Genomic DNA, 18,449 nt, shown 5'->3' with positions numbered 1-18,449 from the left:
ATTCTGTATGGCCGTTTTCGTACACACCGTTGGTAACCAGCTGTACCGCTTCGATAGCCTCAAGGAGGTGATGGCCAAGGCCAGCCCAGCGCGTTCGGGCGATTACCTGGCCGGCGTCGCCGCCAGCAATGACGGCGAACGGGTCGCCGCGCAGATGGCCCTGGCCGACATCCCACTCAAGCACTTTCTCAACGAAGCCCTGATCCCCTACGAACACGACGAAATCACCCGCTTGATCGTCGACACCCACGACACCCAAGCATTCGCCCCGGTCAGCCACTTGACCGTCGGTGGCCTGCGCGACTGGCTGCTCAGCGAGCAGGCCGATGAACACAGCCTACGCGCCCTGGCACCGGGCCTGACGCCGGAAATGGCAGCGGCGGTATCGAAGATCATGCGCGTGCAGGACCTGGTGCTGGTGGCGCAGAAAATCCGCGTAGTCACCGCGTTTCGCGGCACCATGGGCCTGCGTGGGCGGCTCTCGACGCGCCTGCAACCCAATCACCCCACCGACGAGCCCGCCGGTATCGCCGCGAGCATTCTCGATGGCCTGTTGTACGGCAATGGCGACGCCATGATCGGCATCAACCCAGCCACCGACAGCATTGCCTCGATCTGCGCGCTGCTGGAAATGCTCGACGCCATCATCCAACGCTACGACATCCCTACCCAGGCCTGCGTACTCACCCACGTAACCACCTCGATCGAGGCGATCAACCGCGGCGTGCCGCTGGACCTGGTGTTCCAATCCATCGCCGGCACCGAGGCGGCCAACGCCGGCTTTGGCATCAACCTCAACGTCTTGCAGGAAGGCTACGAGGCCGGGCTTTCGCTCAAGCGCGGCAGCGTCGGGCAAAACCTCATGTACTTTGAAACCGGCCAAGGCAGTGCGCTGTCGGCCAACGCCCACCATGGCGTCGATCAACAGACCTGCGAAACCCGTGCCTATGCCGTGGCACGGCATTTCAAGCCGTTTCTGGTCAACACCGTGGTCGGTTTCATCGGCCCGGAATACCTCTACAACGGCAAACAGATCATTCGCGCCGGGCTCGAAGACCACTTCTGCGGCAAGCTGCTGGGCGTACCGATGGGCTGCGACATCTGCTATACCAACCACGCCGAAGCCGACCAGGACGACATGGACACCCTGCTGACTCTGCTGGGGGTGGCCGGCATCAATTTCATCATGGGCATTCCCGGCTCCGACGACATCATGCTCAACTACCAGACCACCTCGTTCCACGACGCGCTGTACGCGCGCCAGACCCTAGGTTTGCGCCCCGGCCCGGAATTCGAGGCCTGGCTCGAGCGCACCGGCATCTTCACCCAAGCCGACGGGCGCATCCGCTTCGGCGACAACCTGCCGCCAGCCTTCCGCCAGGCCCTGGCGCAGTTGGCATAGGGACGACCGACCATGGACCGACACAGCCCCACCCCTGAAAACCCTTGGCTGGCCCTGCGCAACCTCACCCCGGCGCGTATCGCCCTGGGCCGCACCGGCATCAGCTTGCCCACTGGCGCCCAGCTGGATTTCCAGTACGCCCACGCCCAAGCCCGCGACGCCGTGCACCTGCCCTTCGACCACGCCAGCCTGCGCCAGCAGCTCAGCGAGCGTGGCCGCGACAGCCTGTTGCTGCGCAGCGCCGCCAGTGACCGCCACCAGTACCTGCAACGACCCGACCTGGGCCGGCGCCTGCACGAGGACTCAGCCCAGCAACTGCGCGCGCACGCTCAGGCCAACCCCGGCGGGGTCGATTTGGCAATCGTCGTCGCCGACGGCCTGTCGGCGCTGGCCGTACACCGTCACACCCTGCCGCTGTTGACGCGTTTCGACGAACAGGCCGCCGCCGACGGCTGGAGCCGCGCCCCGGTGGTGCTGGTGGAGCAGGGCCGCGTGGCAGTGGCCGACGAAGTGGGCGAGCTGCTCGGCGCACGCATGACCGTGATGCTGATCGGCGAGCGCCCTGGGCTGAGTTCCCCCGACAGCCTGGGCTTATACTTCACCTATGCGCCCAAGGTCGGCCTGACCGATGCCTACCGTAACTGCATTTCCAACGTACGCCTTGAAGGCCTGAGCTACGGCATGGCCGCCCATCGACTGCTATATCTGATGCGTGAAGCCTGCCGGCGCCAGCTCTCGGGCGTGAACCTAAAGGACGAAGCCGAAATCCAAAGCCTCGAAAGCGATGATTCAGGCAACAAAAACGGGAACTTCCTGCTTGGTGAAGGGTAAAAAACCTGTCACCGATGGCCGATTGCGCTTGTCGCCTGCTTTAGGCAGCATGCGGATGAACGCTGCTGGCAATTCGCCGTATCCCCCAATGGACTCTGAGGCCCGCCCATGCGCATCATCAAGGCAACCCTGGAACACCTCGACCTGCTCACCCCGCTGTTCGTGAAGTACCGCGAGTTCTATGGCGAGCTGCCCTACCCTGACAGTTCGAAGTCCTTCCTCAAAAAACGCCTGGAACGTGGCGAGTCGGTGATCTACCTGGCCATGCCGCTGGACGACGACAGCAAGCTGCTCGGTTTCTGCCAGCTCTACCCGAGTTTTTCTTCGCTGTCGCTCAAGCGTGTGTGGATCCTCAACGACATCTACGTGGCCGAAGACTCACGGCGTATGCTGGTGGCCGATCACCTGATGCGCGAGGCCAAGAAAATGGCCCGCGAATCCAACGCCGTGCGCATGCGCGTGTCCACCAGCAGCAGCAACGAAGTCGCGCGCAAGACCTACGAATCAATGGGCTTTCGCAAGGATACCGAGTTCGAGAACTACGTGTTGCCGCTCAGCCAGGAGTGACTCCAAGCGGCAAGGCTTTGCGCAAAAACCTGTAGGAGCGGCCTTGCGCCCCATCGCGGCACAAGGCCGCTCTCATAGAACTACACATAACTTTTTGATTTAGCAGAGACCTGTGGGAGCGGGCTTGCCCGCGAACACCGGCGAAGCCGGTGCCATACACCGAGTCGCCTGCTTCGCGGGCAAGCCCGCTCCCACAGGGTACGTGGCGCGCTTGCGAAATCAGTTCTCTGCACGACAGCGCAGCCCGGCAGGGCTGGGTGAACTCCTACAGAAAATTGCGCAGTGCCGGCTGACAATGCCGTAACCCCCCGCTACAAACTCTCCGGGCACTTTCCCGTCTTCGCCGTATAATCCCTTTCCAGTCATGTGTGAAAAGTTACCTTCTCCCAGGTGAATCTGCCCACGCCCTAGACGCCGTCCGTCATCGCGCGCCCGTAGAAGCGGGACAAGAACACAGGTGCTGTACATGGATTTCAACCCGCTGGACCTTATCCTGCATCTCGATGCCTACCTCGATCTGCTGGTCAACAACTACGGCCCCTGGATCTACGCCATCCTGTTCACCGTGATCTTCTGCGAGACCGGCCTTGTGGTGATGCCGTTCCTGCCGGGTGACTCCCTGCTGTTCATCGCTGGCGCCGTAGCCGCCGGGGGCGGCATGGACCCTGTACTGCTGGCCGGCCTGCTGATGGCCGCTGCGATCCTCGGTGACAGCACCAACTACGTGATCGGGCGCACGGCAGGCGAGCGCCTGTTCAGTAACCCGCGCTCGAAGATCTTCCGCCAGGACTACCTGCAACGTACCCATGAGTTCTACGAACGCCATGGCGGCAAGACCGTGACCCTGGCGCGCTTCCTGCCGATCCTGCGGACCTTCGCGCCTTTCGTCGCCGGTATCGCCCACATGCACTACCCCCGTTTCCTCGGTTTCAGCGTGGCCGGGTCGATCCTGTGGGTCGGCGGTCTGGTCACCTTGGGTTACTTCTTCGGCAACGTGCCATTCATCAAGCAGCACCTGTCGCTGATGGTCGTGGGCATCATCGTCCTGTCACTGGTGCCGATGATTCTCGGCTTGCTGCGCGGGCGCCTGGGCCGCGCGGCCAAGGCCCACTAAGCCGCACATGTGGTCGTTCAGCGCCTGGCGGCGCCGGCGTACCTTGGCCCGATACCCGGTGGACGACGCCCAGTGGCGCACGCTGCGCGAGCGCCTGCCGCTGCTCGACGGGCTGACTGACGAAGAAGACCATTGGCTGCGCGAGGCCTGCGTGCTGTTCCTGCATGACAAGCACCTGACCACCTTGCCGGGGGTCGAACTGGACGATGGCCAGCGCCTGTTCCTCGCCGCCCAGGCCCAGCTGCCCCTGCTGCACCTGGGCGAGCTGAACTGGTACCAGGGCTTTCACGAGATCATCCTCTACCCCGACGACTTCAAGAGCCCGCAGCGCCACCGCGACGCCAGCGGCGTGGAGCATGTCTGGGACGCCGAGCACAGCGGCGAGGCCTGGCAGCAAGGTCCGGTGATCCTGGCCTGGGACGGCGTACTGGCTGGCGGCGGCTGGGAAGCTTACAACCTGGTGATCCACGAACTGGCGCACAAGCTGGACATGCTCAATGGCGACGCCAACGGCCTGCCACCGCTGCACAACGACATGCGTATCGAAGATTGGGCCGAAGCGATGCAACACGCCTACGACGACCTGAACCGCCAATTGGACGCCGACCCAGACCGCGAAACCGCAATAGACCCATACGCGGCAGAGAACCCCGCCGAATTCTTCGCCGTCACCAGCGAGTATTTTTTCAGCGCCCCCGACCTGCTGCACGCGACTTATCCAAAGGTCTACCAACAGCTGGCACGCTTCTATCGCCAAGACCCGCTGGCGCGCCTGCGGCGCCTGCAGGCCGAGCACCCGGACTACCGCCAGCCCCCCGCCTGAATGCCCCACGCATCAGGGCGGGCGTGGCATGCAGCGGTGGAATGTGCCTATAATCGCCGCCACTTTTTTGATCAAACACGGGGGCATTGCCCAATGAGCTACAGCAAGATTCCGGCTGGCAAAGACCTGCCGAACGACATCTACGTCGCTATCGAGATCCCGGCCAACCACGCGCCGATCAAATACGAGATCGACAAGGACAGCGATACCCTGTTCGTCGACCGCTTCATGGCCACCCCGATGTTCTACCCGGCCAACTACGGCTTCATCCCCAACACCCTGGCCGACGACGGTGATCCACTGGACGTGCTGGTCGTGACCCCGTATCCGGTTGCTCCAGGCTCGGTGATCCGCGCCCGTCCGGTCGGCGTGCTGAACATGACCGACGACGGCGGCGGCGACGCCAAGGTCATCGCCGTTCCTCACGACAAGCTGAGCCAGCTGTACGTCGACGTGAAGGAATACACCGACCTACCAGCCCTGCTGATCCAGCAGATCGAGCACTTCTTCGCCAACTACAAGGATCTGGAGAAGGGCAAGTGGGTCAAGATCGAAGGCTGGGAAGGCGCTGACGCCGCCCGCGCCGCGATCACCAAGTCGGTCGCCGCCTACAAGGGCTGATAGATCAGACACGCAAGCCCCGCCTCGGCGGGGCTTTTTTCTGCCCGCAGGAAAAGGCCTACGCAAGCTGAGGATGCGCCCTACAAATGCGGCGTTTTCAGACAGATCGCATCAACATCAGGTTCATTTCCCTGATGATTCACCGGCGATACACTCCTCCCCATGAATACATCCGGTGATCGCCTCAAAGCTCTCCTGCTGGAGTGCAACCTGACCTCTTCTGACTTCGCTGCCCATCGCGACATTACCCCTCAGCACGTCAACAACTGGTTCAAGCGCGGTGTGCCCTTGGCGCGACTCGACGAAATTGCCGAGCTGTTTTGCGTGCACCCGCGCTGGCTACGCACGGGCGAAGGCCCCAAGCACCCCGACCCCCTTGTCGCCCCGCGCGCCGCCGTGCCTCGCGCCGAGCCTCCCAAAGCGCTGCTCGAACCGGGTTCGCCAAGCATATCGGTTGCGCTGCACCACATCCGCGAGGGCAGGTTGACGCCATCTGCCGGGCTGCACCAGTGCTTACCGGCCCAAGCCCTCGATAACCTGGGCGTGAACGCGCGACACGCGATCTGCGTCGCCATGCCCGGCTGCAACATGGCGCCGCTAATCCCACAAGGCGCGCTGCTGGCCATCGATCGCAGCGTCACCTGGATTGCCGACGGCGAGTACCACGCATTACTCCTGGACGGCCACCTGCGGGTCCACCAGCTCAGCCATGGCCCGAATGACACGCTCTGCCTGCACAGCCATGATCGCCTCAACCACCCGGTCGAGCGCCTCACGCCGAACCAGCGCCGCACCCGCCAGCTGGAAATCGTCGGCTGGGTATTCTGGTGGGCGTGCCTACGCGCCGCACGTCCGGCCTGAAACACCTCGCACCATTTTTTGCTGGGCATCGCTGGCAAGCCCTAGTATGCTACGCCGCACATCACGCCCCCTGTTGGTGCAAGCCGCATTCCAGAGGGCCTGGCGACGTCTCACACAGACGTCTGCCATCTTTTTCAGGCCATGTTGCCAACCGTTTAAGGCGATTGCGGCTTATCAAAAATGAGCCAAGATCGTCCCCGAGAAGCCGGCCACAAGCCGGCTTTTTAATTGCCCAGATTTTCCTACGTTTTCCGAGAGCCTCGCTATGCCGGAGGTAGGCATTGCCCTATGGGTAGCGGCTCATGACCCCCTCCCCCGCATTCACGCGCTCGGCTGTCAGCCCTTTACTCGCGCAAGCGCTACTGCTACGCCCCAATGACACGGTTAACAGGCTGGGGCGACTCAGCGCTGGCCGTAGGCAGAATCAGCCCCCGCCTGAACATAGCGCTACTACGCCAAAAAATTAAGGCGCTGGAGCCAAAGCGGAACAATAATCAGGAACTACAAACCTATCCGCTTTTGACTCAAAAAATCAAAGCAAAATAAACGCCCCTGAAAGCAATTATTTAATTAATCCCATAAGCGTGCCTCACACTCCAAAACAATTAAAGAGCAATGATTAAACGAAGAACAAAAACACCAGCTCGCAAAGCTATAACCCACCGACTTAAAATCAAAAAAACCAAACAAATAGACTAAAACACGAAAGCCGACAAGCAGCATTTACCCGAAGCGCGAAAATTGATACCATGCACTGCGCATGCGCGGCAATTGAAATGGGCTACCCCCACCTGAATGGACCTTATCAGTCATGACCAAGCAATACTCTCATGATGGCCACACCATATACCACGGAGAAGCTGTCGAGGTTCTCAAGTCCATCGAAACTGCCAGCATTGACCTGATATTCGCCGACCCCCCATATAATATTGGAAAAGATTTCGACGGCATCCATGACCGCATTGATGAGTCAGAGTATTTCTCTTGGTGCTGGCAATGGATTGACGAGTGCAGCCGCATATTGAAGCCAAACGGGACGTTCTACTTGATGAACTCCACGCAAAATATGCCTCACCTGGACATTTACTGCCGAAAACAGTTTGAAATTCTGTCGCGGATCATCTGGGCTTACGACAGCTCAGGGGTGCAAGCCAAGAAATTTTTCGGTTCGCTATACGAGCCAATCCTGCATTTGGTGAAAAACCCAAAATCCTACACCTTCAATGCCAATGACATTCTGGTTGAGGCGAAGACTGGGGCAAAGCGCGGCCTGATGGACTACCGAAAGAATCCGCCACAGCCGTACAACACAACGAAAGTACCGGGTAATGTGTGGGAATTCCCCCGCGTTCGCTTCAAGATGGATGAATATGAGAACCATCCCTCTCAAAAGCCTGAGTCCCTGCTGGAGCGCGTGATTCGCGCATCATCGAATCCAGGCGAAGTGGTGCTCGACCCGTTCGGTGGTTCATTTTCGACAGGGGCGGTGGCCAAGCGCCTTGGCCGCCGCTCTATTTCGATTGAAAAAAATGAAACTTACATAAAAATCGGACTTCGTCGCATTGGCATCCCTTCAGACTATTCGGACGAGGAACTGCTCAAGCACAAGGCTCGTAAAACTCAGAACCTGTCCAAAAAGCAGAGAACCAAGGAATCAGCCCAACAGCCCATATTCCAATTGGAATTGTAACGCGAGTTCGTGCTTGATCCGTTCAAGTGTGGCGACTGATAGTCCGGCCGCCACCGCTTGCAGATCCCGCAGCGTGAAAATCTCTTCAAAAAGATCCATATACATCAAGACCGTATCTACATTGTATTGCCCAGAGTGCAACGCATCGCGGTGAATGCGGCTCTTCACAGTCTCTTTGTCCGCAGGCACCTTGATCACGAATGACATCGGATAGCGATTGACCTTCTCAAAATCGAGAAAGTACTTCTTGAAATCCAACGTTTCGGTCACTTGAAAAAAACGACCTAACGGTTGCAAGACAAAATCGATCCCACCGTCGTTGGCATTGGTTCGCCCAGTTCGGAAAAGTACAAGCGGTTTAGGCTCAACACTCTCAGCCCGCGGGCCGATGAAAATCGTCTGTCCTCGATAGTGCTCCGCCAGCAGCACATAGGAAGCAATTTCAAACAATCTGGCATCCGCATTAGGCGCGAACGCTGCGGTGAAGAACCTGAAGAGATCCTCCAACGTTTCAATACCCTGAATCTCTTCCAGCACGCTGCTTTGATTAGCTGTAATCAGGTCAATGTACTCATTTACGGCATCGATAATGACACTCGCAACCCGCTTGGGATCGGCACCGCCATGACTCAACAGTTGCTCTGATATCGCCCTGGCCTTTTGCCCGCCCACCTTCGCCCCCCTGACGGGTAGCAAATCACCGTCTACGCGAAGCTGACGAGCGAATTCATCATTCAGTCGATTATCAAGGGGGTGATTTTGAAGTTTTGACCCAAACGGCAGCATTCGCATGCGCGCCAGTAAATCAGTAAAGCGAGAAGTCTTGCCGTCCCTGTAGTCTTCGGCCAGCACGAACAACGCATACACGTTCCCCAGCGAGCGCCTCGCTTTGCTCCCTCGATCTGCGGCCCGGGTCTTACGCACCAAATACTGCACCAGAAGGTTGCTGACTGGCACTCCATGGTTTTCAGCTATCGCTTCGACAAACGACATAGGCTCCTGCTCGCGTAGTCAATCCAAGAGCCGCAAGAGTACACCAGGGACAGTCGCAACCAAGCATCGCCCCCCCACCCAGGCTTGCCAACCGGATGGTAGCGCGCGTTATGCTTACGCGGTCTTCAGGGCGGGGTGAAAGTCCCCACCGGCGGTAAATCGAAAGATGAGCCCGCGAGCGCTCCGGCCATGTCGGAGGTCAGCAGATCTGGTGCAACTCCAGAGCCGACGGTCATAGTCCGGATGAAAGAAGGCGTTTGCCAGGGGCCTACAGGTGCCCCTGCGCGCGCGTTTTGTTCGCCCCGAGACGTTCATCGATCATTCACGAGGAGCGTTTCATGTCCACCACGCATCACTTGCACTTCCCCCGCGTTACTGCCGCTATCGCCGCCTTCAAGGCCGGGCGTCCGGTGCTGTTGCTCGACGACGACGACCGCGAGAACGAGGCCGATATCGTCGCTGCTGCCGAAAACCTGTCGCTGCAAACCATGGCCATGATGATCCGAGATTGCAGCGGCATTGTCTGCCTGTGCCTGGACGAAGCCACCGTCGACGCCCTGCAACTGGCGCCGATGGTACAGAACAACCAGGCCCGCCATGGCACTGGCTTCACCGTCACCATCGAGGCCGCCGAAGGCGTCAGCACCGGGGTCTCGGCACAGGACCGCATCACCACCATCGAGGCGGCACTGCGCTCGACAGCGCAGCAGCGCCATATCGTCAGCCCAGGGCATGTGTTCCCGCTGCGCGCCCGCGACGGCGGCGTGCTGACCCGCCGCGGCCACACCGAAGGCTCGGTGGACCTGGCGCGCTTGGCTGGCCTGCGCCCGGCTGCGGTGTTGTGCGAACTGATGAACCCCGACGGCAGCATGGCACGGGGCGAGGAGGTGGCGGTGTACGCCCGGCAGTACAACCTGCCGGTGCTGACCATCGATGAACTGGCGCGCTATCGCGAAGCGATGCTGGTGGCCGAGCCGGCCTGACCCGAAAGCATCGCGAGGCAAGTCGGCACTCCCGACTTGTCTCGCGACAGGGCCGCAAGCCTCAACGCAGGCCCAACGGCCCTTTCAGGAATTCATACAACCCCGCTGCGCTCTTGCGATAGCCCTCGGCGCTCAGGTGCACCAGATCGGGTCGCGCCAGGCCGCTGGCCTGCCAGCCGGCAATCGCGCACGGCCCGCCCATGAACGCCTGCCAATCCCAGAACAGCGCCTGGTGCTTACGTGCCATCTGCTGCTGGATGCGGATCACCGACGCCAGCGGCTGAGGCTGGCGCGCTGCACAGGTACGCGCCTTGCGCTGCTTGATCGAGTCTGGCGGGCCCACCAGCAGAATCGCAGTACGCGGCAGATCCTGGCGCAAGCGTGTCAGCGTGGTGTCCAACTGGGTCTGGTAAAGCGCTAGGTCTAGCTTGTCGTCGAACGCTTCGTTGGTGCCATAGGCGAGAATCACCAGGTCCGGCTTAACGGCCTTGAGGCTGTCCTGCCAACCCGGCTGCCACTTGTCCACCACCTCCAGGCGCGCACCATTGATGCCCAGCGTCGAGTAGATCACCCCAGCGTTCTTCTGCGACTGCAAGTACCAGCCGCCCAAGGCCACGCCGCGCCCACCCTCGACGCTCAGTTGCAGCGGCAGACCAGCGTTCGCGAAGACCGGACTGAAACGCCATTGGCCATTGCTGATCGCCAACGCGCGGCGCTGGCCGCCGTTGACCAGCAGCGCAGCATTGGTGGTGGACTGGTACAACGCCGACACCTTGTAGCGCTGCGCGTCTTCATCGCGCGCTTGCAGCACCACGCTGGAACGATTGGCCAGCGGCAACGACAAGTAGCCGCCCAAGGGGAACTGGCTGCTCTGCTGGTTGCGCGCCGAGATCAGCTCCCATTGGCGCTTCTCGCTCTTGATGATCACCCGGTCGTTGCGGATCCCTGGCACCGGCGAAGCGGGCACCAGACCAATGCCGCCGTCGCCGTAGCGCGCCTGCAACAGCCGGCGCAGCTCGCCGCTGAACAGGTCGGCAGCGGTGTGCGAGTCGCCCAGTTGGACGATCGCCACCGGTGCCCGGTTGGCGTTGCGCAGTTTGTTGGCCAGCAGCGACAGATTGCCGTCCTGGCGGGCGGCAGGTGCGGGCGCCGGGCGTGCTGCGGGCTGGGCGGCCACGCTGCTCGCGCCGGTGCTGCAACCGGGTACCGCGCTGATCAGCAGGGCCAGGCCCAGCAGGTGATGCCATTGGCGCATCTCAATGTCCTGTTACGGTCAGGCCGGGGAAGCTGATCAGCGACAGTACCTGTTCGGCGATCATCTTCTGGCCTGTGATGGTGAAATGAATACCGTCGTCGACACGCACCTTGACCCGCTTGCCCTCCGGCGTCTGCACCGTATAGGAGAAGGTGTCGTCCGCGTAACCGAGAATCGGGTTGGCCGAGACATAGTGCTGGCCGTACAGCGCGGTTTGCGCCTGATACAGGCCGCTCAGGTAGCCCATGGCTGTGGACAGCCGCGCCTTCTCCATGTTCGGCGGGCCCACCCACAGCACTTGCACGTTATGTGCCCGGGCTTGGTCTAGGATCGCGTCGATGCGTGCACGGTAAGCCACCTCCCACTCCGGGGACTTGAAGCGCAGGAAGGGCTTACCCTTGCCCTGAGGCATGTCCCAAGGATCGTTCGGCCCGAGGAACACCACCATCAGGCGGATGTTCGGGCCATGTTCGAGAGTATCGGCAACGGTTTTCGGCCAGTTGAAGAACCCCGGATACGCAAGCCCGGTGCTCTGTTTGCTGAGGTTGACGGTACGGATCTGGTAGCGCTTGCGCAGGCTGTTGGCCAGATGCGGCGCGACGCCCTGCATCAGTGAGTCGCCGACCAGGAACACCTCGTCACCCGACGCCAGCGAAACCAGCGTGCCGCCCTGCAACGTCTGCGGGTGCGGCGCCTGGGCAACAACGGCTGGCCGCATCACCGGGACCGATGTGTGCGGCACAGGCTCTGGCTCGACGCCAGGCACAGGTGGGCTCGCCACCGGCAACGGTTTGGCCAACGCCGCGGGCGTCTCCAGGTTGATCGTCACCACCGGCGCAGGCGCAGGCAACTCCACCGGCGCCGGGGACCGGGCCAACTGCGGGGCCTGCTGCAAGCGCTCGATGAAACTGTCGCGGCCGTCTTCCAGGGCCAAGGTCAACTGCGCGCCGTAGCGCCAGGCTGGCAGTTGCCCCAACAGCGGAATCTCGCAACCCTCGTGGTACTTCTGCTGGCAGTAGAGCTTGATCGAGTCCTGGTTCAGCCAGAACAGCAACGCGGTGGTCAACACAATCGCGTACAACGCACGGGCAGCGCCCAACTGCACCTGGAGCAGCTGTTTGCTATCAGAAACTTGCATAGATGAACCCCGGCACACCCGATTGCGAAGCGAAGATCACCAGCGACACACCGATCCCCAGCGGAACCGGATACAACAGCCACGGCAGTCGTTGGCTGGCGGCAAAGCACTGGCGCAGCAGCGCCAGCCACTGCGGGTAGCTGGCCACGAACAGTACGCAGCCCAGCAGCATCAGGCCGGTGCTGCTGGCCAGCCCAGCCAGGCTCAGCTCAGCGATATCACCGAGCATCTCCAGGGCGCCATCGAGCGTGGTACTGCGGAAGAAGATCCAGGCGAAGGCGACGTAGTGGAAGGTCATCAGACGCGCCATCAGCCCGGCCCCCGGCAACTTGGCGAAGCCGGGCAGCCACTGGCTGAACAGCTTGGAAATCGCCAGGCCCACGCCATGCAGCGCGCCCCAGATGATGAAGTTCAGGCTCGCCCCGTGCCACAGCCCGGACACCAGCATCGCCAGCAGCATGTTCAGGTTGCCGCGCCAGGCCCCCTGGCGATTGCCCCCCAGGGGGATATAGACGTAGTCACGGATGAACCGCGACAGGCTGATGTGCCAGCGCCCCCAGAACTCCTTGAGGTTGTGCGCCATGTAGGGCGCGTTGAAGTTCTCCGGCAGACGAAAACCCAGCAGCAGCGCAATGCCGGTGACCAGGTTGGTGTAGCCACTGAAGTTGAAGTAGATCAGGAAGCTGTAGCCATACACACTCAACAGCACCTGCTCGGGCGAATAGCTGCCGGGCGTGTCGAACACCGGGTCGACCCACTCGCTGCCCAGCCAGGCACTGAGGAAGAACAGCTTGATCACCGCCAGGGCAATCAAGCCCAGCGCACGCTGCGGCTCGAGCACTTGGCGCATGGCCTCGGGGCGGATCTGCGCCAGCATGTGCAGTGCCCGGTTCACCGGGCCCGCCACCAGGCTGGGGAAGAACGCCAGGTACAGGGCCAGGTCCAGCGGCCCGACCGGTTGCAGTTCGCGCCGACTGATCGACACCACGTAGCTGACCGAATGGAAGGCGTAGAACGACAGGCCAATGGGCACCAGCACGTCCAGCAGCGGCAACGCCACTTGCACCCCGGCCGCCGCCAAGGCGTTTTGCACCCCTTCGACGAAGAACACCTGATACTTGAACAGGTAGAAGCAGCCCACCACCAAGGCAAGCAACAGCGCATTGCAGAACCCACGCCCGGGATAGCGCCCGGCCAAGCCTCCAAGCAAATACACCAGCGCGCTGTAACCCAGCAGGATATACAGCGAATGCAGGCTGAAACTCGCCACCAGCGCATAGCTGGCCGTCAGCAGCAGCACGTTTTGCAGCCGGGCACTCCAGCACAGGCTCCAGTAGACAATGAAGAACAGCGTGAAACAGAGGCCGAATTCGATCGAGAGGAAGCTCACAACGTAGTCCGTTACGTGACATCGAGGGGAAAGACCCGCCGCACAGGGGCCGCGGGCCGAAGCGCGCGGATTATGGCAGAGGGCCAAGACCCTCACAATCCGATCACATCTGAATGTGCAAGACGTTACCGCTCAGATAAATGCAACAAAATAAGACAAAACCTGCGTTGATTTGCTCCCCCTGCCCCGCTCTGCTAGTGTCGCGCCGTTCTGAACACCACCGAGACAGTCGCCATGGCCCGCAAAAAAGCCTCCATCGATTTCGAACAATCCCTCGCCGACCTGCAAGCCCTGGTCGAGCGCCTGGAGAACGGCGAACTGTCGCTGGAAGAATCGCTGGCCGCCTTCGAACAGGGCATCGCCCTGACCCGCGACTGCCAGGGCGCCCTGGCCCAGGCCGAGCAGAAGGTGCAGATCCTGTTGGAGCGTGACGGCGAACTGGCGGCCCAGCCGTTCGACGCGGAGCCCGAGGCATGATCGCGCAGTACCAGGCCCACTGCCAGGCACGCGTGGATGCTGCCTTGGAAACGCTGTTCCAGGCCCCCTCCAAAGAACTCGAACGCCTGTATGCGGCCATGCGCTATAGCGTGATGAACGGCGGCAAGCGGGTCCGTCCGCTGCTGGCCTACGCGGCCTGCCAAGCCCTGGGCGCGCCGGCCGAACAGGCCAACGGCGCAGCCTGTGCGGTCGAGCTGATCCACGCCTATTCGCTGGTGCATGACGACCTGCCAGCGATGGACGACGACGACCTGCGCCGTGGCCAGCCGACCACCCATAAAGCCTTCGACGAAGCCTGCGCCATCCTTGCCGGCGACGGTTTGCAAAGCCTGGCGTTCAGCGCCCTACTCGACGCGCGCCTGAGCCCGCAGCCCGATAGCCTGCGCCTGGCCATGGTCCAGGCCCTGGCCAAGGCCGCAGGCCCCGCTGGCATGGTCGGCGGCCAGGCCATCGACCTCGGTTCGGTGGGCCTTAAGCTCGACCAGAAGGCGCTGGAATACATGCACCGGCACAAGACCGGTGCACTGATCGAAACCAGCGTGCGCCTGGGCGCTCTGGCCAGCGGCCACGCCGAACAAGCCCAGCTCGACGCGTTGCAGACCTATGCACAAGCCATCGGCCTGGCCTTCCAGGTGCAGGACGACATCCTCGACGTGGAAAGCGACACCGCCACCCTGGGCAAACGCCAGGGCGCTGACATCGCCCGTGACAAACCCACCTACCCGGCATTGCTCGGGTTGGACGCGGCCAAGGCCTATGCACTGGAGCTGCGCGACCAGGCGCTGGCGGCGTTGCAAGGGTTTGACGAGCACGCCGAGCCGCTGCGTGCGCTGGCCCGCTTTATCGTCGAACGCCGCCATTAAGCCCTGACACCCAGGCCTGAGCGAGCGTGGACAACCCGCGCCAACAGGGTGTGTATGCCCCTGCTTGAATGGGCAGCTTTTCCCACAATGGGGTAAACTGCCGCGTCTTCAAACCTATAACGACTCGCCTGATGCCCACGACGTTTCAAGAGATCCCCCGCGAACGCCCGGTCACGCCGTTGCTGGACCGCGCCGATACGCCAGCCGGCTTGCGCCGGCTGGCCGAAGCCGACCTGGAGACCCTGGCTGACGAGCTGCGCCAGGAGCTGCTCTACACCGTTGGTCAGACCGGTGGGCATTTTGGTGCTGGCCTGGGTGTCATCGAGCTGACCATCGCCCTGCACTACGTCTTCGACACACCCGATGACCGTCTGGTGTGGGACGTCGGTCACCAGGCCTACCCGCACAAGATCCTCACCGGTCGCCGCCAGCGCATGCTCAGCCTGCGCCAGAAGGACGGCATCGCGGCCTTTCCGCGGCGCAGCGAGAGCGAGTACGACACCTTCGGCGTCGGCCACTCCAGCACCTCGATCAGCGCCGCCTTAGGCATGGCCATCGCCGCCCGCCTGCAGAACGACCCGCGCAAATCCATCGCGGTGATCGGTGACGGCGCGCTGACCGCCGGCATGGCCTTCGAGGCGCTGAACCACGCGCAGGAAGTCAACGCCGACATGCTGGTCATCCTCAATGACAACGACATGTCGATTTCGCGCAACGTCGGCGGGCTGTCCAACTACCTGGCCAAGATCCTCTCCAGCCGCACTTACGCGAGCATGCGCGAAGGCAGCAAGAAAGTCCTCTCGCGCCTGCCAGGCGCCTGGGAAATCGCCCGCCGCACCGAAGAATACGCCAAGGGCATGCTGGTCCCCGGCACCCTGTTCGAGGAGCTGGGCTGGAACTACATCGGCCCAATCGACGGCCACGACCTGCCCACACTGATCGCCACCCTGCGCAACATGCGTGACCTCAAGGGCCCGCAGTTCCTGCACGTGGTCACCAAGAAGGGCAAGGGCTTCGCCCCGGCCGAAGTCGACCCAATCGGCTACCACGCCATCACCAAGCTGGAGCCGGCCGACAAGCCAGTGGCCCCGAAAAAGCCCAGTGGCCCCAAGTATTCGGCAGTGTTCGGCCAGTGGCTGTGCGACATGGCCGCCGCCGACAACCGCCTGGTGGGTATCACCCCGGCAATGAAGGAAGGCTCGGACCTGGTCGCATTCAGCGAGCGCTACCCCGAGCGTTACTTCGACGTGGCCATCGCCGAGCAGCATGCCGTAACCCTGGCCGCTGGCATGGCCTGCGAAGGCGCCAAGCCGGTGGTGGCGATCTACTCCACCTTCCTGCAACGCGCCTATGACCAGCTGATTCATGATGTGGCAGTGCAGGATCTGGACGTGCTGTTCGCCATCGATCGCGCAGGCCTGGTCGGCGAAGACGGCCCGACCCACGCCGGCAGTTACGACCTGTCGTACCTGCGCTGCATCCCCGGCATGCTGGTGATGACCCCAAGCGATGAGAACGAGCTGCGCAAGATGCTCAGCACCGGCCATCACTACAAAGGTCCAGCGGCAGTACGCTACCCCCGTGGCACCGGCCCTAACGTACCGATCAGCGGTGACCTCGATCCACTGGAAATCGGCAAGGGCGTAGTCCGCCGCCATGGCCGCAACGTCGCGCTGCTGGTGTTCGGCGTGCAGTTGACCGAGGCGCTGCAGGTGGCTGAAAAGCTCGATGCCAGCGTGGTCGACATGCGCTTCGTCAAGCCACTGGATGAGGCGCTGGTGCTGGAGATGGCTGCTCAGCATGAGTTGCTGGTGACCATCGAGGAAAACGCCATCATGGGTGGCGCAGGTGCTGCCGTCGGTGAGTTCCTGGCCCGCGAAGCCGTGGTCAAGCCGCTGCTGCACCTGGGCCTGCCGGACCTCTACGTCGAGCACGCCAAGCCTGCACAGATGCTCGCCGAGTGCGGACTGGATGCCGCAGGCATCGAGGCTGCGGTACTCGCCCGCATGGCTAAGCTCGGCCTGTAACGCCCCCGCGACAGGCATTGGCAAGGCCGCTCTTGCATAGTCCGCGCTAGCCCGTGAATGTTGGCTTGCGCGGTCGGTGCAGGAGCGGCCTTGCGGGGATTTTCTCAGCCGAGCTGGCGTGGGATGCGATAGAGGTAAAGCACCACCACCGTCGACAGCGCAAGCAGGCACTGCGGTATCGCCTCCAGCCCCACTAGCACCGACAACGCGGCCACCCAAGCCGGGAAACAAGCAAACAGCATCGCCATGCGTCGCGCCTGTGCCAACGCGATCCAGGCAGCCGGCTCTTCGGCGCTGCCCAAGGCCTTGTCGGTGGCGATCAGCGCCCGCTTGTAGGCGCCGAAGCGCGGCAAGCTGAGAAACAACGTGGCGGTGCCAGCAATGAACAGCGGCATCGCCAGCACCGGCATCAGCGGGTCACCAGCACCAAAAGCCCAAGCCATCACTGGCAACGGCACCAAGCCGACCGCCAGGTACTGCCACCAAGCCAGGGCCAGTCGGCGCTTGACCTCGCCACGGGTCACGCCTGGGGGACCTCGCCCTGGTGCTGGTTGCCCATCATGTGGCCAAGCTTGTCGGCCTTGGTGGCCAGGTACAGGCGGTTGTGCGGGTTATGCCCGGTGTGCAGCGGCACACGCTCGGCGACCTTGATATGCATGTCGGTCAGGGCTTTGACCTTGCGCGGATTGTTGGTCATCAGACGCAGCGAACTGACCCCCAGGTGCTCGAGCATTGGCAAGCACATGGCGTAGTCGCGCTGGTCGGCAGCAAAGCCCAAGCGCTCGTTGGCCTCGACGGTATCGGCGCCACCGTCTTGCAGTTCGTAGGCGCGGATCTTGTTCAGCAGGCCAATACCACGGCCTTCCTGGCGCAGGTACAGCAGCACGCCACGGCCCTCACGGGCGATGGCTTGCAGCGCAGCTTCCAGTTGCGAGCCACAGTCACAGCGCTGGCTGAACAGGGCGTCGCCGGTCAGGCACTCAGAGTGCAGGCGCCCCAACACCGGCTGGCCGTCGGCAATGTCACCCAGGCTGAGCACCACATGCTCACGGCCGGTGGCTTCGTCGAGGAAACCATGCATGGTGAAAGTCGCGAAGGGCGTCGGGAGTTTTGAGGCGGCAACAAAGACGACGGGCACGTTGTGCTCCTGGTGGTAGGAAATTTCAGATCGACCGATTGTATCAGCAGCCCGGAGCAGGTGCGCAGGCTGAATACCGTGGATCAAGATCGAAAAGTTCGATGCTTATGGCGCCGCGCACATCATGCACGCGGGAACAACTTTCTTGCTGATCATTGGGAAGCTGATGCGAACCCTGTGGGAGCGGCTTTAGCCGCGAAGCAGGCGATGCGGTGGATGGCACCGGCTTCGCCGGTGTTCGCGGTGTACGACCGG

General features: G+C 62.1%; 18 protein-coding genes and 1 riboswitch. Of the genes, 12 read left to right on the top strand and 6 right to left on the bottom strand.

Annotated elements, in window-relative coordinates; genetic code table 11:
* Window positions 1-7: 7 nt before the first annotated feature.
* The 8 genes from FEM01_RS20965 (at window position 8) to yhdJ (ending at window position 7,909) form a co-directional block, all read left to right on the top strand.
* On the top strand, window positions 8-1,402 hold the full coding sequence (locus FEM01_RS20965; RefSeq protein WP_138221372.1) for an ethanolamine ammonia-lyase subunit EutB: 1,395 nt from the start codon (window positions 8-10) through the stop codon (window positions 1,400-1,402).
* 12 nt (window positions 1,403-1,414) lie between these two features.
* Complete coding sequence (gene eutC, locus FEM01_RS20960) at window positions 1,415-2,233, top strand: ethanolamine ammonia-lyase subunit EutC (RefSeq protein WP_138221371.1); 819 nt, start codon at window positions 1,415-1,417, stop codon at window positions 2,231-2,233.
* A gap of 108 nt (window positions 2,234-2,341) precedes the next feature.
* A complete protein-coding gene (locus FEM01_RS20955) occupies window positions 2,342-2,800 on the top strand; it encodes a GNAT family N-acetyltransferase (RefSeq protein WP_138221370.1) in 459 nt (152 codons plus the stop codon).
* A 466-nt stretch (window positions 2,801-3,266) separates the two neighbouring features.
* On the top strand, window positions 3,267-3,914 hold the full coding sequence (locus tag FEM01_RS20950) for a DedA family protein (RefSeq protein ID WP_138221369.1): 648 nt from the start codon (window positions 3,267-3,269) through the stop codon (window positions 3,912-3,914).
* Between the two features lie 7 nt (window positions 3,915-3,921).
* On the top strand, window positions 3,922-4,737 hold the full coding sequence (locus tag FEM01_RS20945) for a zinc-dependent peptidase (protein WP_138221368.1): 816 nt from the start codon (window positions 3,922-3,924) through the stop codon (window positions 4,735-4,737).
* 93 nt (window positions 4,738-4,830) lie between these two features.
* Complete coding sequence (ppa, locus tag FEM01_RS20940) at window positions 4,831-5,358, top strand: inorganic diphosphatase (protein ID WP_003255365.1); 528 nt, start codon at window positions 4,831-4,833, stop codon at window positions 5,356-5,358.
* A 162-nt stretch (window positions 5,359-5,520) separates the two neighbouring features.
* Window positions 5,521-6,219: a LexA family transcriptional regulator gene (locus FEM01_RS20935; RefSeq protein WP_138221367.1), complete on the top strand. Its 699-nt coding sequence runs from the start codon at window positions 5,521-5,523 to the stop codon at window positions 6,217-6,219.
* A gap of 811 nt (window positions 6,220-7,030) precedes the next feature.
* Complete coding sequence (gene yhdJ, locus FEM01_RS20930; protein ID WP_138221366.1) at window positions 7,031-7,909, top strand: adenine-specific DNA-methyltransferase; 879 nt, start codon at window positions 7,031-7,033, stop codon at window positions 7,907-7,909.
* Here the strand turns inward: yhdJ and FEM01_RS20925 are convergent.
* Window positions 7,874-8,902, bottom strand: coding sequence for a type II restriction endonuclease (locus FEM01_RS20925; protein ID WP_138221365.1), 1,029 nt, complete (start codon window positions 8,900-8,902; stop codon window positions 7,874-7,876). The genes yhdJ and FEM01_RS20925 overlap by 36 nt on opposite strands.
* 117 nt (window positions 8,903-9,019) lie before the next feature.
* Window positions 9,020-9,161: riboswitch (FMN riboswitch) on the top strand.
* A 79-nt stretch (window positions 9,162-9,240) separates the two neighbouring features.
* Here FEM01_RS20925 and ribB point away from each other — a divergent pair.
* Window positions 9,241-9,885: a 3,4-dihydroxy-2-butanone-4-phosphate synthase gene (gene ribB / locus FEM01_RS20920; RefSeq protein WP_138221364.1), complete on the top strand. Its 645-nt coding sequence runs from the start codon at window positions 9,241-9,243 to the stop codon at window positions 9,883-9,885.
* Between the two features lie 61 nt (window positions 9,886-9,946).
* On the opposite strand, the gene FEM01_RS20915 is transcribed toward ribB, so the two are convergent.
* Genes FEM01_RS20915 through FEM01_RS20905 form a run of 3 tightly spaced genes read right to left on the bottom strand, consistent with a single transcriptional unit; the run spans window position 9,947 to window position 13,668 of the window.
* Window positions 9,947-11,140, bottom strand: a complete 1,194-nt coding sequence (locus FEM01_RS20915; protein WP_138221363.1) for an SGNH/GDSL hydrolase family protein — start codon at window positions 11,138-11,140, stop codon at window positions 9,947-9,949.
* A 1-nt stretch (window position 11,141) separates the two neighbouring features.
* Complete coding sequence (locus tag FEM01_RS20910) at window positions 11,142-12,278, bottom strand: SGNH/GDSL hydrolase family protein (protein ID WP_138221362.1); 1,137 nt, start codon at window positions 12,276-12,278, stop codon at window positions 11,142-11,144.
* Entirely contained in the window at window positions 12,265-13,668 is a 1,404-nt protein-coding gene (locus tag FEM01_RS20905) for an MBOAT family O-acyltransferase (protein ID WP_138221361.1), read from the bottom strand. Before FEM01_RS20905 ends, FEM01_RS20910 begins: the two co-directional genes overlap by 14 nt.
* 234 nt (window positions 13,669-13,902) lie before the next feature.
* On the opposite strand from FEM01_RS20905, the gene FEM01_RS20900 reads away from it, so the two are divergent.
* The 3 genes from FEM01_RS20900 to dxs all read left to right on the top strand — a co-directional run bounded on the left by FEM01_RS20900 (window position 13,903) and on the right by dxs (window position 17,056).
* Window positions 13,903-14,145: an exodeoxyribonuclease VII small subunit gene (locus FEM01_RS20900; protein WP_011531978.1), complete on the top strand. Its 243-nt coding sequence runs from the start codon at window positions 13,903-13,905 to the stop codon at window positions 14,143-14,145.
* Entirely contained in the window at window positions 14,142-15,029 is an 888-nt protein-coding gene (gene ispA, locus FEM01_RS20895) for a (2E,6E)-farnesyl diphosphate synthase (protein WP_138221360.1), read from the top strand. The genes FEM01_RS20900 and ispA overlap by 4 nt, the downstream gene beginning before the upstream one ends.
* Window positions 15,030-15,160: 131 nt before the next feature.
* Entirely contained in the window at window positions 15,161-17,056 is a 1,896-nt protein-coding gene (gene dxs / locus FEM01_RS20890) for a 1-deoxy-D-xylulose-5-phosphate synthase (RefSeq protein WP_138221359.1), read from the top strand.
* Window positions 17,057-17,160: 104 nt separating this feature from the next.
* Here the strand turns inward: dxs and FEM01_RS20885 are convergent, their stop codons facing one another.
* Both FEM01_RS20885 and ribA read right to left on the bottom strand, forming a co-directional pair.
* Window positions 17,161-17,580, bottom strand: coding sequence for an MFS transporter (locus FEM01_RS20885; RefSeq protein ID WP_138221358.1), 420 nt, complete (start codon window positions 17,578-17,580; stop codon window positions 17,161-17,163).
* On the bottom strand, window positions 17,577-18,194 hold the full coding sequence (gene ribA, locus FEM01_RS20880; protein ID WP_138221357.1) for a GTP cyclohydrolase II: 618 nt from the start codon (window positions 18,192-18,194) through the stop codon (window positions 17,577-17,579). Before ribA ends, FEM01_RS20885 begins: the two co-directional genes overlap by 4 nt.
* Window positions 18,195-18,449 lie beyond the last annotated feature (255 nt).

The organism is Pseudomonas mosselii (assembly GCF_005796105.1).
GTDB classification, from domain to species: domain Bacteria; phylum Pseudomonadota; class Gammaproteobacteria; order Pseudomonadales; family Pseudomonadaceae; genus Aquipseudomonas; species Aquipseudomonas mosselii_C.
This window is presented reverse-complemented; position numbering and strand designations above follow the sequence as displayed.

What these genes read in the sequence shown, in the direction of transcription:
- FEM01_RS20910 (WP_138221362.1), bottom strand. Translation starts at nt 12,278, where the DNA reads ATGCAAGTTTCTGATAGCAAACAGCTGCTCCAGGTGCAGTTGGGCGCT.
- FEM01_RS20935 (WP_138221367.1), top strand. Translation starts at nt 5,521, where the DNA reads ATGAATACATCCGGTGATCGCCTCAAAGCTCTCCTGCTGGAGTGCAAC.
- FEM01_RS20915 (WP_138221363.1), bottom strand. Translation starts at nt 11,140, where the DNA reads ATGCGCCAATGGCATCACCTGCTGGGCCTGGCCCTGCTGATCAGCGCG.
- FEM01_RS20955 (WP_138221370.1), top strand. Translation starts at nt 2,342, where the DNA reads ATGCGCATCATCAAGGCAACCCTGGAACACCTCGACCTGCTCACCCCG.
- FEM01_RS20900 (WP_011531978.1), top strand. Translation starts at nt 13,903, where the DNA reads ATGGCCCGCAAAAAAGCCTCCATCGATTTCGAACAATCCCTCGCCGAC.
- yhdJ (WP_138221366.1), top strand. Translation starts at nt 7,031, where the DNA reads ATGACCAAGCAATACTCTCATGATGGCCACACCATATACCACGGAGAA.
- FEM01_RS20965 (WP_138221372.1), top strand. Translation starts at nt 8, where the DNA reads ATGGCCGTTTTCGTACACACCGTTGGTAACCAGCTGTACCGCTTCGAT.
- FEM01_RS20925 (WP_138221365.1), bottom strand. Translation starts at nt 8,902, where the DNA reads ATGTCGTTTGTCGAAGCGATAGCTGAAAACCATGGAGTGCCAGTCAGC.
- ppa (WP_003255365.1), top strand. Translation starts at nt 4,831, where the DNA reads ATGAGCTACAGCAAGATTCCGGCTGGCAAAGACCTGCCGAACGACATC.
- ispA (WP_138221360.1), top strand. Translation starts at nt 14,142, where the DNA reads ATGATCGCGCAGTACCAGGCCCACTGCCAGGCACGCGTGGATGCTGCC.
- ribB (WP_138221364.1), top strand. Translation starts at nt 9,241, where the DNA reads ATGTCCACCACGCATCACTTGCACTTCCCCCGCGTTACTGCCGCTATC.
- FEM01_RS20945 (WP_138221368.1), top strand. Translation starts at nt 3,922, where the DNA reads ATGTGGTCGTTCAGCGCCTGGCGGCGCCGGCGTACCTTGGCCCGATAC.
- FEM01_RS20950 (WP_138221369.1), top strand. Translation starts at nt 3,267, where the DNA reads ATGGATTTCAACCCGCTGGACCTTATCCTGCATCTCGATGCCTACCTC.
- dxs (WP_138221359.1), top strand. Translation starts at nt 15,161, where the DNA reads ATGCCCACGACGTTTCAAGAGATCCCCCGCGAACGCCCGGTCACGCCG.
- eutC (WP_138221371.1), top strand. Translation starts at nt 1,415, where the DNA reads ATGGACCGACACAGCCCCACCCCTGAAAACCCTTGGCTGGCCCTGCGC.